Source organism: Bradyrhizobium sp. HKCCYLRH1030, from assembly GCF_051168395.1.
GTDB lineage: Bacteria > Pseudomonadota > Alphaproteobacteria > Rhizobiales > Xanthobacteraceae > Bradyrhizobium.
This window is the reverse complement of sequence record NZ_JBNPUY010000003.1, coordinates 263,526-276,649: the sequence shown is the minus strand read 5'-3', so window position 1 is coordinate 276,649 and position 13,124 is coordinate 263,526. Positions and strand designations below refer to the sequence as shown.

The 13,124-nt window shown below is 66.2% G+C and carries 11 protein-coding genes; 4 read left to right on the top strand and 7 right to left on the bottom strand.

What is annotated here, in order from left to right; translation table 11 throughout:
* Positions 1–4: 4 nt before the first annotated feature.
* Positions 5–829 carry an alpha/beta fold hydrolase gene (locus ACQR1E_RS11440; RefSeq protein WP_315753203.1) on the bottom strand — a complete coding sequence of 275 codons (825 nt, stop codon included), beginning with the start codon at positions 827–829 and terminating at the stop codon, positions 5–7.
* Positions 830–969: 140 nt separating this feature from the next.
* Here ACQR1E_RS11440 and ACQR1E_RS11435 point away from each other — a divergent pair, with 140 nt between their 5' ends.
* A complete protein-coding gene (locus ACQR1E_RS11435) occupies positions 970–2,019 on the top strand; it encodes an AraC family transcriptional regulator (protein WP_315712759.1) in 1,050 nt (349 codons plus the stop codon).
* A 33-nt stretch (positions 2,020–2,052) separates the two neighbouring features.
* Here ACQR1E_RS11435 and ACQR1E_RS11430 read toward each other — a convergent pair whose 3' ends face one another.
* Together ACQR1E_RS11430 and thiD are read right to left on the bottom strand one after the other, a co-directional pair.
* The gene (locus tag ACQR1E_RS11430) at positions 2,053–2,508 is read right to left on the bottom strand and encodes a nuclear transport factor 2 family protein (protein ID WP_409977945.1); all 456 of its coding nucleotides are present in this window, start codon (positions 2,506–2,508) and stop codon (positions 2,053–2,055) included.
* A gap of 114 nt (positions 2,509–2,622) precedes the next feature.
* Positions 2,623–3,423 carry a bifunctional hydroxymethylpyrimidine kinase/phosphomethylpyrimidine kinase gene (gene thiD / locus ACQR1E_RS11425; RefSeq protein ID WP_434897054.1) on the bottom strand — a complete coding sequence of 267 codons (801 nt, stop codon included), beginning with the start codon at positions 3,421–3,423 and terminating at the stop codon, positions 2,623–2,625.
* A gap of 122 nt (positions 3,424–3,545) precedes the next feature.
* Between thiD and ACQR1E_RS11420 the strand changes: the two genes are divergently transcribed.
* Positions 3,546–3,791 (top strand): Lrp/AsnC ligand binding domain-containing protein, encoded by a 246-nt coding sequence (locus ACQR1E_RS11420; protein ID WP_315712762.1) that lies wholly within the window; start codon positions 3,546–3,548, stop codon positions 3,789–3,791.
* A 383-nt stretch (positions 3,792–4,174) separates the two neighbouring features.
* Positions 4,175–5,239: a helix-turn-helix domain-containing protein gene (locus ACQR1E_RS11415; RefSeq protein WP_434897136.1), complete on the top strand. Its 1,065-nt coding sequence runs from the start codon at positions 4,175–4,177 to the stop codon at positions 5,237–5,239.
* Here the strand turns inward: ACQR1E_RS11415 and ACQR1E_RS11410 are convergent.
* Positions 5,193–7,715, bottom strand: coding sequence for a bifunctional diguanylate cyclase/phosphodiesterase (locus ACQR1E_RS11410; RefSeq protein ID WP_315712764.1), 2,523 nt, complete (start codon positions 7,713–7,715; stop codon positions 5,193–5,195). The two genes, ACQR1E_RS11415 and ACQR1E_RS11410, sit on opposite strands and share 47 nt — an antisense overlap.
* A gap of 236 nt (positions 7,716–7,951) precedes the next feature.
* Between ACQR1E_RS11410 and ACQR1E_RS11405 the strand changes: the two genes are divergently transcribed.
* Positions 7,952–9,112 carry an ABC transporter substrate-binding protein gene (locus tag ACQR1E_RS11405; RefSeq protein WP_315768234.1) on the top strand — a complete coding sequence of 387 codons (1,161 nt, stop codon included), beginning with the start codon at positions 7,952–7,954 and terminating at the stop codon, positions 9,110–9,112.
* Positions 9,113–9,139: 27 nt separating this feature from the next.
* On the opposite strand, the gene ACQR1E_RS11400 is transcribed toward ACQR1E_RS11405, so the two are convergent.
* From ACQR1E_RS11400 to ACQR1E_RS11390, 3 genes are all read right to left on the bottom strand, one after another.
* Complete coding sequence (locus ACQR1E_RS11400; RefSeq protein WP_434897053.1) at positions 9,140–10,060, bottom strand: c-type cytochrome; 921 nt, start codon at positions 10,058–10,060, stop codon at positions 9,140–9,142.
* A gap of 148 nt (positions 10,061–10,208) precedes the next feature.
* The gene (locus ACQR1E_RS11395; protein WP_315712768.1) at positions 10,209–10,658 is read right to left on the bottom strand and encodes a c-type cytochrome; all 450 of its coding nucleotides are present in this window, start codon (positions 10,656–10,658) and stop codon (positions 10,209–10,211) included.
* A gap of 129 nt (positions 10,659–10,787) precedes the next feature.
* Positions 10,788–13,097 carry a xanthine dehydrogenase family protein molybdopterin-binding subunit gene (locus tag ACQR1E_RS11390; protein WP_434897052.1) on the bottom strand — a complete coding sequence of 770 codons (2,310 nt, stop codon included), beginning with the start codon at positions 13,095–13,097 and terminating at the stop codon, positions 10,788–10,790.
* Positions 13,098–13,124: the final 27 nt, after the last annotated feature.

Genomic DNA, 13,124 nt, shown 5'->3' with positions numbered 1-13,124 from the left:
CTGATCAGCCCTTGATGAAGGTCAGTAGGTCGGCGTTGATGGTCTCGGCTTCCGTGGTCGGCATGCCGTGCGGAAAGCCCTTGTAGGTCTTCAGCACGCCGTTCTTCAGCAGCCTGGCCGACAGCGGCGCGGAATCCGCGTAAGGCACGATCTGGTCGTCCTCGCTGTGCATGACCAGCACCGGCAAGGTGATCTTCTTGAGATCCTCGGTGAAATCGGTCTGCGAGAAGGCGACGACGCCGTCGTAGTGCGCCTTGGCGCTGCCCATCATGCCCTGCCGCCACCAGTTCTGGATCACGGCCTCGGACGGCTTGGCGCCAGGCTTGTTGTAGCCGTAGAACGGCCCAGCGGCGACGTCGCGATAGAATTCCGCGCGGCGCGTGGCGACCTGGGTCTGAAAGTCGTCGAACACCGACTTCGGCAGCCCGCCCGGATTGGCCGCGGTCTGCAGCATCAGCGGCGGCACCGCGGCGATGATGGCAGCCTTGGCCGCGCGGCTCTCGCCATGGCGCGCGAGGTAATGCACCACCTCGCCGCCGCCCGTGGAATGGCCGACATGGATCGCGCGCTTGAGATCGAGATGCGCGGTCAAGGCCGCGAGATCGTCGGCATAGTGGTCCATGTCGTGACCGTCGGCGACCTGGGCCGAACGACCATGGCCGCGGCGATCATGGGCGATGACGCGAAAGCCGTGATTGAGGAAAAACAGCATCTGCGCATCCCAATCATCCGCTGACAGCGGCCAGCCATGGCTGAACACGATCGGCTGGCCGGAGCCCCAATCCTTGTAGTAAATCTCTGTGCCGTCATTGGTTTTCAGAACGGGCATGATTTTCTCCTGCGCGCCAGCCATGCGGTCGCACCAACGAATTTCGTGTCGCGATCGCCAATACCCGGTGCTATGCAATCTCATGTGCATCTGCACAATGACCCGAGGAGGCCAAAGCACTGGCCCCAGAAGGCCAAGGGATGGCTCAGCAGATTCGAACCACATCGTCGTCCTGGATGCGCGGCGTCGCGACGACGCTGAACGAGCAAGGTCTGGATGCGGCCGCGCTGTTCGCCGACGTAGGCCTCTCGATCGACGATCTCGACGATTGCGATCGCCGCTGGCCGACCGAGGCGCTGAGCCGGTTGTGGGTGCTGGCGGCCGAGCGTTCGGGCAATCCGGACATCGGGCTGGCAAAGCTCGATGCGCCGCGACCTGACAACTATGGCGTCGCCGGCTATGCCATGATGTCGAGCCCCACGCTCCTCGCCGGGCTGACGCGACTGATCCGCTACATGTGCCTGGTGAGCGACGCGGTGACCATCACGCTCGAGCAGGGCAATGGCGGCCGTTGGGTGCGGACCGACGTGTTCGGCGGTGAATGCCCGATTCCGCGGCAGCGCTATGACTACGGCGTCGTCAATCTGCTCAATCTATGCCGGTGGATGCTGGATCGTCCGCTGACGCCGCTCGCCACGCGTTTCTCGCATGCGGTGCCGCTGTCGATCGCGTGCTACAACAGGGCGTTCCAATCCCCACTCGAATTCGATGCGCCATTCAACGGCTTCCTGGTGTCGGATCAGGATCTCGCCTGCAAGCTGACGACCTCGGCGCCCGAGCTTTCGGCAATCCACGATCGGATCGCCGACGAGGCGCTGGAGCGTCTGGTCAAGGCCGACACTGCGTATCGCGCCCGCGCAGCGATCGTCAGGCTGCTGCCCGACGGCAGCCCGCTGCGCTCGGCCATCGCAGCCGAGCTGGGCTTGAGCGACCGAACCTTCCAGCGCCGGCTGGCGGACGAAGGGCTCTCCTTCAGCGATCTCGTCGACGATGTCAGGCGCGAGCTCGCCCAGCGCCATCTCGCCGATTTCCGCATGACGCTCACCGACATCGGCTATCTGCTCGGCTATGCCGACCAGAGCACCTTCTTCCGCGCATCCAATCGCTGGTTCGGCGAATCACCGGGCGAATACCGCTCGCGGCTGATGGAGGGCGTGCGGCGGGAAGTCGCTGTCGCGCGCGGGCCATGATCCGCCGGCGGGAGACGCCTTCAGACGCGTTCTTCAGAACATCCCGTTGGGATTGGCCGACTGCTCGGGAACGGGCTGCACCGAATCCCAATGCTCCTCGATCTTGCCGTCCTTGAGACGGAAGATGTCGACGATGGCGTTGCCGCGTGTGCCGGGCTCGCGGACGGCGTGAACGCGCAGCACGACGAAGTCGCCGTCGACATGCACCTGCGTGATCCTGCTGTGCGACTGTGGAAATTTGGCCTTCAGAAATTCGATGAACTTGCGAAATCCCTCCGGGCCGTCCTCGGCATTCGGATTGTGCTGGATGTAGGTGCCGAGATATTTCGACGCCGCCTCGAAATCCTTGCGATTGAGGCCCTGCTCATAGAAGTCGAGCACGATCGCCTTGTTGCGCTCCTCCTGGGCCGAATAGGCCCGCTGAGCCAGCACCGGTGTTGCGACCGTGGCGAACAGCACCGCGGCCACCGCGGCGAAACGCGTCATCATTCCGTCATCTCCCCCGGGGCGCAGACATGATTCAGCCGTTGTCCACCCCAGCTATTTCGGCTGTCGCCAGCTAAGCGGACTTCCCACGGGAAGTGACCTCAAAGATGAGTGACCTCAATAATAGCGGTGGAGATGATGCACCGGGCCGTGGCCGTGTCCGACCGTGAAGCGATCGGCAGCCGCGATCGCGCCGGAGATGAAGGCCTTGGCGTTGCCTACGGCCGCCTCGAGGCTCTCCCCCTTTGCCAGCCCGGCGGCCACGGCCGACGACAGCGAACACCCCGTGCCGTGGGTGTTCGTCGTGTCGATGCGCGGCGACGGCAATGGGATGCTGGTTGCTGATGTGATCAGGTAATCGGTGCTGTCGGCGCCCTGCCCGTGGCCGCCCTTGATCAGCACCGCCGGACAGCCGAGCGCGAGCAGCCGGCGGCCTTGCGCCGCGATCGCCTCGTCCGAGGTCGCGACCGGCTCCTCCAGCAGCGCGGCCGCCTCGGGCAGGTTCGGCGTGATCAGCGACGCCCGCGGGATCAGCCCGCGGCGCAGCGCGTCGATCGCATCCTCCGGCAACAGCCGGGCGCCCGAGGTTGCGACCATCACCGGATCGAGCACCACGTGCCGCGGCCGCCAGCGCGCGAGGCTTGCCGCAATGGCGTCGGCAATCGGCGCCTGCGCCACCATGCCGATCTTGACCGCGCCGACCGCGAGGTCATCGAACACCGCATCGATCTGCGCGGCGACGAAATCGGGCGGCACCAGATGCACCCCGGTCACGCCCCTGGTGTTCTGGGCGGTCAGCGCCGTCAGCACCGAGGCGCCATAGACGCCGAGCGCCGCGAAGGTCTTGAGGTCGGCCTGGATACCGGCTCCCCCGGAGGAATCCGAACCGGCGATGGTAAGTGCGACGGGGGTGCTCATGCCCCCTTCCTAGCGCGGGCCGGCCGCGCCCGGCAAGCAGGCCGGCCCACCGGAGAAAGCGTATCGACTTCGTCGGAAAACGCTATATTGAGGCGAAAGATGCCTTCCGGAGACAGCCCGCAATGGTTCCCTTCTTCGTCCAGATCAAGTGCAAGCTTGGCCAGTCCTACACGGTCGCCAATGCGCTGGCGGAAGCCGAGATCGCCTCCGAGATCTACTCGACGGCGGGAAATTACGACCTGCTGGTGAAGTTCTACGTCGACAATGCCACCGACATCGGCCACTTCGTGAATGAGAAGGTCCAGATCCTGCCCGGCATTCAGGACACCCACACCATCATCACGTTCAAGGCCTTCGGCGCCACCTGACGAGGCGCGCTTTCTCACCCGGCGCGGCCTGCCCGTCGGGCGCCTGCCTCAACACCTGCCTCACGACAAAGGCGCCCGTCGTGACCGACGGGCGCCGAGGTCCTGAAAATGGGTCAAGCATGGTTTCGTCATGAAAGACGGTGGCGGCCGGAGACCGTTGTCCGCCAATTCGCACCAGTGGGCCGGAAAGCCGGACCTTTCGATCGTGAGGGGCAATGGGGGGACCGTCGAACGGCCCGGCTTTCCCTTCGGCAACTTGGCGACAGGCGTTCTATAGCGGGTACGCGGAGCACCGGGTCAAGGCGGGCGGCCGATCCGATACGGTCGATCAAGAAGTTGAGACGAAAACTCAAGAATGACTGCGGCGCCGCGTGAAGAGTGAGATCAAAGCCGTTTCGTCCCTGCTGCCGAGCTACGGCTTTTGCGCCGCGCAGATGGACACCGAGGCGAACATTGCGGCGTGGCGCGAGGCCACGTCGACGTTCTTCGAGGTCGACCAGCTCGCGGCCGGCGAGGCCGCTCCGTTCAGCGCGGACGTGCTGTCCTATGCGCTGGGCTCCGTGCTGCTGGGATCGGCCCGTGCGAGCGGCCAGCGGTTCCGGCGATCGGCCGAAACCGTCGCCCGCAGCGGCGTGGATCACATCATCCTGCAGCTCTACGTGAACGGCAGCTATGAGGGCGTCGCGGGCGCCTCGCCGATCCGGGTCGAGGCCGGCGACCTCTGCGTGCTCGATCTCGCCCAGACACTCGAAACGCGCGCGACACCGTTCGAGAACGTCACGTTGGTGGTGCCGCGTCCGATGTTCGATGCGCGCCTGCTGCAGCTCGACGACCTGCACGGCCTGGTGCTGCCGCGCAGCGGCGCGCTGGCGCCGCTGTTGGCGCGGCATTTCGGCGCGCTGCTCGACTGTGCGCCGCGCATGAGCTTCGACGAGTGCCAGGCCGCGGTCGAGGGCACGATCGCGCTGATCTCGGCGTGCCTGCGCGGCGAGCTCGAACGCCGCGATGCCGACCGCAGCGTGACGCCGGACGCCTCGCTGCTCCGCGTCCGCCAATATATCGAAGCGCGGCTGTCGAGCCCTGAACTCAGCGCCGACGCGGTGGCGCTGCATTTCGGGATGTCTCGCGCGTCGCTCTATCGCCTGTTCGCGCCGATCGGCGGCATCGCCGACTACATCCGCAGCCGCCGCCTGCACCGCGCATTCTTCGATCTCGCCGGGACGGGATCGCGGACGCAGCGCATCAGCGAGGTCGCGCGGCGCTGGCAGCTCGGGACCGATGCGCATTTCACGCGGCTGTTCAAGGCCGCCTACGGCATCACGCCGAGCGCCGCGCGCGAGGCCGCCATGCTGGGCTCGCCACGCCTGCCGGTCGACGCGGACGCCGAAACCGCCTCGCCGCTCAGCCGTTGGATGCGAGGGATAGCAGCGCCCCGGACCGGGGAATGAGCGCGACGACGGCCGCCGAGTGCGGGTCGTCGTCCTCGGATGCGTCGTCCTCAGATGCGTCTTCCGCCGGCTGCGGCTCGTCGGCATCGGACGCAGCGCGCGCGATCTCCAGATGCTGCTCGAGCTGCTCGACCGGCATCGGCCGGCCCAGCAGATAGCCCTGCGCGAAGTTGACGCCGAGGGCGCGCAGTTGCACCAGCTGCTCTTCGGTCTCGACGCCTTCGGCGGTGATCTGGATGCCAAGCCCCCGCGCCAGCGTCACGACCGAGGAGATGACGGCGGCACTTTCGTCGCGCACGCTCAGATTGGCGACGAAGGACTTGTCGATCTTGATCTTGTTGAACGGGAACGCCGTCAGCGAACGCAGCGACGAATAGCCGGTGCCGAAATCGTCGAGCGCCAGCGAGATGCCGAGGCCCTTCAGCCGGTCGATGAAGCTCTCGTTCTCGGCCGCGCGCTCCAGCAGCACCGACTCCGTGATCTCGATCTCGAGACGCTTCGGATCGAGGCCGGACCTCGCGAGCGCCGACTGGATGACGTCGAACAGTTCGGCCTGCTTGAACTGGACGGGCGACAGATTGACGGCGATCTTGACGTCGTCCGGCCATGCGGTGGCGTCGTCGCAGGCGCGCCCGATGATCCATTCGCCGAGCGGCACGATCAGGCCGGTCGACTCCGCAAGCGGGATGAACTTGTCCGGCGGCACCAGCCCCTTGACCGGATGACGCCAGCGCACCAGCGCCTCGACGCCGCGGCGCTCGCGCGTCTCGGCGTCGTAGAACGGCTGATAGTGCACCTCGAACTGGCACTGCGCGATGGCGTCGCGCAGATCACCCTCGAGCGTGTTGCGCGCCTCGAGCTCGGCCGACATCGCATCGTCATAGAGCGTGTAGCAGCTGCGGCCGGCGGATTTCGAGCGGTAGAGCGCGAGGTCGGCCTTCTTGAGCAGGTGCTCCTGGTCGCGGCCGTGCTGGGGCGCGAGCGAGATGCCGATGCTGGTGCCGATCTCGACCCGTTGCCCGCCGAGCTGGAACGGCTCGGCGATCAGCTTGGTGATGCGCTGCGCAAGCTCGATCGCGGCGGCGCGCTGGTCGGCGGATCCGGCCTGGATCAGGGCGAACTCGTCGCCGCCGAGCCGGGCCAGCACGTCCTCGTCGCGCAGCTGCGATCTCAGCCGCTGAGCGACCTGCACCAGCAGTTCGTCGCCGGCGCCATGGCCGAGCGAGTCGTTGACATTCTTGAAGCGGTCGAGGTCGAGCAGGAAGACTGTGAAGCGGCCGCTCTTCTCGTCGTTGATGCGCTCCATTTCCTCGAGGAAGAAGGCGCGGTTCGCAAGGCCCGTCAGCGCGTCGGTCTGCGCCAGTTCGAGCACGCGGCGATTGGCGAGCGCGAGCTGCAGGGCGTTGCGGCTCGACAGCGCGAGATACACGGCGAGGAAGATCGTCGTCGCCATGCCGGCCGCGTACAGCGCCAGCGCGCGGTTGTGGCTCGCCATCAGGCTGCCACCGGCGGGCGCCGCCTGGAACACCCAGTCGGCATCGCCGATGCGCAAGGTCGTCGACCAGATGCTGGGGTCCGCGGGCCAGCGCTGCGGGTCCACGCCGGAGGCGTTGATCACGCGCTCGGGCGGCAGAAGGTTGATCGCGAGCGCCGGGCTGTTGGGATTGTTCGCGCGCACCGACTGCAACAGCGTCGGCAGGTCGAACACACCGATGATGAAGCCGCTGAGATTGCGCCGGCGGTCGGCGACCGTCGTGCGCGACGTCCCCTTGGCGTAGACGGGGATGCCGATCATCACGGCGTTGTTGCGCTCGTTCTGATTGATCAGGTTCTGACGCGTGCGCAATGCGCCGATCACGTCGTAGTCGCGCGACTGCTCCAGCACGGCGCGATGGTCGGGAATGCTCCAATAATCGAGACCGTAGACCGGCGAGGTCTTCGCCTCGGTGGAGAAGTAGACCGGATAATATTCGTCGCTCTCCGGCGCCACGGTGCCGTCGGGATACGACTTGATGCGAAAGGCGGGAACACCATCGGTGATCGCTGCCGCCTCGTATTCGCCACGCTCCTTGCGCTTGATCCGCGGCAGCCACGCCAGGCGCAGCATGCCGCGATGCGCCTCGAACAGGCGCGCGCTGAAGGTCTGGTACTCGCTGCGGGTGATGTCGTCGTTGGCGGATTCGAAGCGGGTGCGCAGCGCGGTCAGCCGGCTGACATATTCGTTGACGCCGTTCTGGACCAGGATCGCCTGAGCTTCGGCCACGCCTTCGAAATCGGTGCGCGCCAGCCGGTTTTCCCAGCGTCCCACGGCAACCGTCCCGACGACCGACAGCACGACGCCGACGCATGCCGCGATGATCGCAGGGCGATAAAGCCGGTATCGCGATAGCGACGCGCGCAGCCTCTCGCGCCCGCTACCGCTGCGAGCATCATCCTTTTCCTGCAGCGTCGGTGCGCTGTACTCTTCAACCTGCAATATGGCCCCCGCCAAACGGCTGCCCGTCACCACGATGCGGCCGATGCTGGCCGCGGTAAGTTAAGGACGGTCAAAGATGATCCGTCGTGGCGTACCAGAAACCGGGCTTGGTTAACGGCTGACTGTTGAGGGCCGCCCAAAACGCGATCAAGCGCGGGCCACGTCTTTAGCGAGGTCTTCATTCAACACGCCTAGACTGAGTTGTCATCAAGCGTACTCGTGCATCGAAGATCGCAATGAACTGGTTTTCAAGCCTTCGGATCTCCATCGTTCTCGTCCTGATCGCCGGCGTGCTGCCGCCCGGGTCTGCGCGCGCCGACGAGCTCGGCGTCACCAACGACTCCATCATGTTCGGCCAGGTGGCGGCGCTGGAGGGCCCGTCGGCCGCACTGGGCCAGGCGGCGCGCCAGGGATTGCTGGCGGCCTTCAACGAGCTCAACGCCAAGGGCGGCGTCTACGGCCGCAGGCTGAAGCTGGCGAGCCGCAATGACGGCTACGACCCCGATCGCTCGGTGGTCGAGACCATCAAGCTGATCTACGAGGACAAGGTGTTCGCGCTGATCGGCGCCGTCGGCACCCCGACCGCGATGGCCACCGCGCCGATCGCGGCGTCGAACGACGTCCCCTTCATCGGGCCGATCTCGGGCGCCGAATTCCTGCGGGCGCCCGAATTCCAGAACGTCGTGAACATCCGCGCGAGCTACGCGGCCGAGGCCGAAGCCACGATCAAGTATCTCACCGAAGAGCTTCACCTCACCCGCATCGCCATTTTTTATCAGGATGACTCGTTCGGCCGCGACGTGCTGGCCGGCGTGAAGACGCATCTCGATCGCCGCGGCCTCGAGCTCGCGGCCGAAGGCACGTTCGAGCGCAACACGCGCGCGGTCGGCGCGGCGCTCAAGGTCATCCGGCGCGCGGAGCCGGAAGCGGTGATCCTGGTCGGCACCTACGGCCCGTGCGCCGAGTTCATCAAGATGGCGCATCGCAGCGGCTTCAATCCGACCTTCACGGCGGTCTCCTTTGTCGGCGGCAATGCGCTTGCAAAGGAGCTCGGTCCGGAGGGACGCGGCGTTATCGTCTCCGAGGTGGTCCCGTTTCCGTGGGACACCGACCTCCGCGTCGTCGCCGACTACCAGGCCGCGATGAAGACGCTCGATCCGAGCCAGACGCCGGATTTCATCGGGCTCGAGGGCTACATCACCGGCCGCCTGGTGGCCCGCGCCCTGGCGATGACCGGGCCGAACCCGACCCGCGCCGAGCTGCTCCGCATCATCAACGAGGTCGGCCAGTTCGACATCGGCGGACTGGTGGTCAGCTTCGGCAACGCGCGCAAGGAGAATCCACCGCCGGTATCGCTGACGGTGATCCAGAGCGACGGCAGCTTCAAGCCGATCTGACCTGAGTGCGCGCGCTCGCCGAACTGATCAGCTTGCCGGCTTCTTCGGCTTCGGCGGGCCTTCCACCGGCGGCAGCGATTTCAGATAGACCGCCATCGCCTTGCGATTCTCGGGCGTGAGCTGCGAGGTGTTGCGGATCACCCGCGCCATCGAGCCGCCGGCGCTGTCGCCATCGGGCAGCTGTCCGGTCTCGAGGAAATAGCTGATGTCGCTCTCGCTCCAGTCCGCCAGGCCCTTTTGGGTGATGTTCGGCACGAAGCCCTGACCTTCCGGATCCGGCCCGCCCGCCAGACGCTGCGCCGAAACGATACCGCCGAGCGCGTTGCGCGGGCTGTGGCACTCGGCGCAATGGCCGAACGTATTGACCAGATAGGCGCCGCGATTCCACTCCGCCGGGCGCGAGGCGTTGGCGGCAAACGGCCTGTCGTCGAAGAACAGCAGCTTCCAGACCCCGACGGTGCGACGGATGTTGAACGGGAATGGCATGTCGTGCGCGCGCGAGGCGCCGGCGACCGGCGGCAGCGTCTTCATGTAGGCGAAGAGATCGCGGACGTCGTCGATCTTCGCCGCAGCGTAGGAGGGATAGGGAAATGCCGGGTAGTAGTGGCTGCCGTCCGGCGACACGCCCCTCACCACCGCATTGACGAACTCGGGCTCGCTCCAGCGCCCGATACCGTCAGTGGGATCGGGCGAGATGTTGGGCGCATAGAAGGTGCCGAACGGCGAGCTCAGCGGCAGACCGCCGCCGAGCTTCAGTCGATCCGGCTGGTTCGGCACCGCGTGACAGGACGCGCAGCCACCGATGTTGAACATCTCCTGCCCGTTGGCGAGATCCGGCGCGCGCGTCGCCGCTGCGAGCGTGATCGTCGACGGCTGGGTCAGCCACCAGAACACCGCCAGGCCGGCGGCGCCGAGCACGCAGAGAGCAAGCAGGAGGCGGCGTAGCATGGTGGCTCCGTCACAGCAGGAGGATATCGTCGGCCCGGCGATCATCACCGGAGCTCGGCGGCGCCGTGATACGTCAGGACGCCCGCGCGGCGCAAACAAACGGGGGCGGACGCAATGTCGCGTCCGCCCCCGTTGATGGCTGGTCAGATCAACTGTTCTTGAGACGGAAGGTCTCGTGGCAACCGCCACATTCCTTGCCGATGCCCGGCGCGGTCGCCTTCAGGCTGTCGAGATCCTTGATCTTGGCCTTGGCCTCGGTGACGACCTTGCCGAAGCTCTCGATCTTGGCCTTGAAGCCGGCCTGGTCTTCCCAGATCTTCGGCGACGGACCGTAGTCGCCTTCGAACTTGGCGCCCTTCAGGCTCGCCGGATACATCGTCGGCAGCTTCTTGGCGGTCTCCTCGAGCTGCGCCAGAGCGGCATTGACGGCGGCCTGATCATACGGCTTCTCGCCCTTGACCATCGCGATCAGGACACCGCCGAGGTTCTTGGCGTTGGCCTTCATCGTGTCCTGGCTATGCTTGACCAGATCCTGCTGTGCCATCACGGCGCCGGCCCCTAGCAGCAAAGCTGCGACAGCCACGACAGTCCGCTTCATCAATTCGCTCCTTTGTTGTCACAATCCCGTCCAGCCCACCTGGACGGGTCGCTTGGGTGGTCAACCCCTCAGCCGGCGGGTTATTCCGGAATTGAGGCGGATATCGGAGGAGATCCGGGGGGAGAGTACTCAGAGACTATGACGGCGATGCTGCTCCCGGATCGCGATCCAGACGCGCTCCGGGGTCGCAGGCATGTCGATGTGATCGATCTTGTACTCGCGCCAGAGGGCTTCGACGATCGCATTGACGACGGCCGGACAGGAGCCGATCGCGCCCGCTTCGCCGGCGCCCTTGACGCCCATCGGATTGGTCTTGCAAGGCACGTTGTGGGTCTCGAAGGTGAAGGAAGGCGCGTCGGCGGCGCGCGGCAGCGCGTAGTCCATGAAGCTGCCGGTGACGAGCTGGGCGTCGGAGTTGCTGTAGACCACCTGCTCCATCAGCGCCTGGCCGATGCCCTGCACCGCACCGCCATGCACCTGGCCGGCCAGCAGCAGCGGATTCAGCGTCACGCCGAAATCGTCGACGATGACGTAGTTGACGATTTTGATGATGCCGGTCGCCGGATCGATCTCGACCTCGGCCACATGCGTGCCGTTCGGATAGGTGCCATCGGCGCTGGCGAAGGTGGCGCTGCCGTTCAGCTTGGCGGGATCTGTGCCCGGACGCTTGGCGAGATCGGCAAACGAGATCGCGCGGTCGGTGCCGGCGACGCGGATCACGCCGTCGGCGATCTCGAGATCGCCGAGGCCGGCCTCGAGCGCTTCGGCAGCGATCTGCTTGAGCTTGTCGCCGAGCTCATGGGTGGCGCGCTGCACGCTGACGCCGCCGGAGGGAATCGAGGCCGAGCCGCCGGTGCCGAGGCCGGTCGCGATTTCGGCCGTGTCGCCCTGATGGATGTGGACGCGCTCCGGCGGCAGGCCGAACTGCTCGGCGACGATCTGGGCGTAGGCGGTCTGGTGGCCCTGCCCGCTCGACTGCGTGCCGATCAGGATCGTCACGTCACCATTGGGATCGAGTCGCACTTTGGCGGTCTCCTCGCCCATGGTGCCGCAGACCTCGACATAGCTCGCGAGCCCGATGCCGCGGATCAGCCCGTGCTTCTTCGCAGCCTTGGCGCGCTTCGGAAACTCTTTCCACTGCGCGATCTCCATCGCGCGCTTGAGGTGCGCGTTGAAGTCGCCGGAATCATAGACCTTGCCGGTCGCGGTCTTGTAGGGCAGCGCACGCGGCGGAATGAAGTTCTTGCGCCTGATCGCATCGACTGACATGTCGAGCTTGCGCGCGCAGGCATCGACCAGGCGCTCGATGACATACGCCGCCTCGGGGCGGCCCGCGCCGCGATAGGCGTCGACCGGAACGGTGTGGGTGAAGATCGTGCGCACCCGGCAGTGGAACGCCTGGATGTCGTAGAGCCCCGGCAGCATGCCGGCGCCGCCATGCGGGATGTAGGGCGCGAAGGTCGAGAGATAGGCGCCCATGTCGCCCATCAGGTCGACGTCCATGGCGAGGAACTTGCCGTCCTCGGCCAGCGCCATCTTCGCCGTGGTGACGTTGTCGCGGCCCTGCGCGTCGCCCATGAAATGCTCGGAGCGGTCGGCGGCCCAGCGCACCGACTTGCGCAGCCGCTGCGCGGCGACCGCGAGCAGCGCATACTCCCGGTAGGGAAACAATTTTGTGCCGAAGCCGCCGCCGACGTCGGGGCAGATCACCCGCATCTTCTCGGTCGGGATCTTCAGCACGTTCTGGCAGAGGATGTCGCGCAGCCGGTGGCTGCCCTGGCTGCCAGCCGTCAGGGTCAGATGATCGCGCTTGGTGTCGTATTCGCAGACTGCGGCGCGCGTCTCCATGAAGCTCGCCACCACGCGCGGATTGACGATGCGGATCTCGGCCACCGTATGCGCTTTCGCGAAGGCCGCCTCGGTCGCGGACTTGTCGCCGATCGAGACGTCGAACAGCACATTGCCCTTGTGTTCGGCCCATACCTGCGGCGCATCCGGCTTGATCGCGTTCACGACGCCGGTCACGGCCGGCAAGGTCGTCCACTCGACCTTGATCGCCTCCAGCGCGTCGCGCGCGTGATCCAGCGTATCGGCGACGACGAAGGCGATGGCATCGCCGACGTGGCGCACCTCGTCCTTGGCGAGGATCGGATAAGGCGGCGCGGTGAACGGATCGGTCTCGAGATTGAACAGGCAGGGCAGCCCACCGAGCTCCGCAGTGTCGGCGGCGGTCAGGATCAGCGCCACGCCCGGCAAGAGCCGCGCCTGGGTGACATCAATGGTGAACTTGGCATGGGCATGCGGCGAGCGCAGCACCAGCGCATGCAAGGCGGCAGCCGGCGCCAGATCATCGGTATAGCGGCCCTTGCCGCGAATCAGCGCGTCGTCCTCTTTCCGGAGAACGCTTTGTCCGACGCCGAACTTGATAGGAGCTGCCATCTGGTTTCACTTCCCGCTTGCATTGTC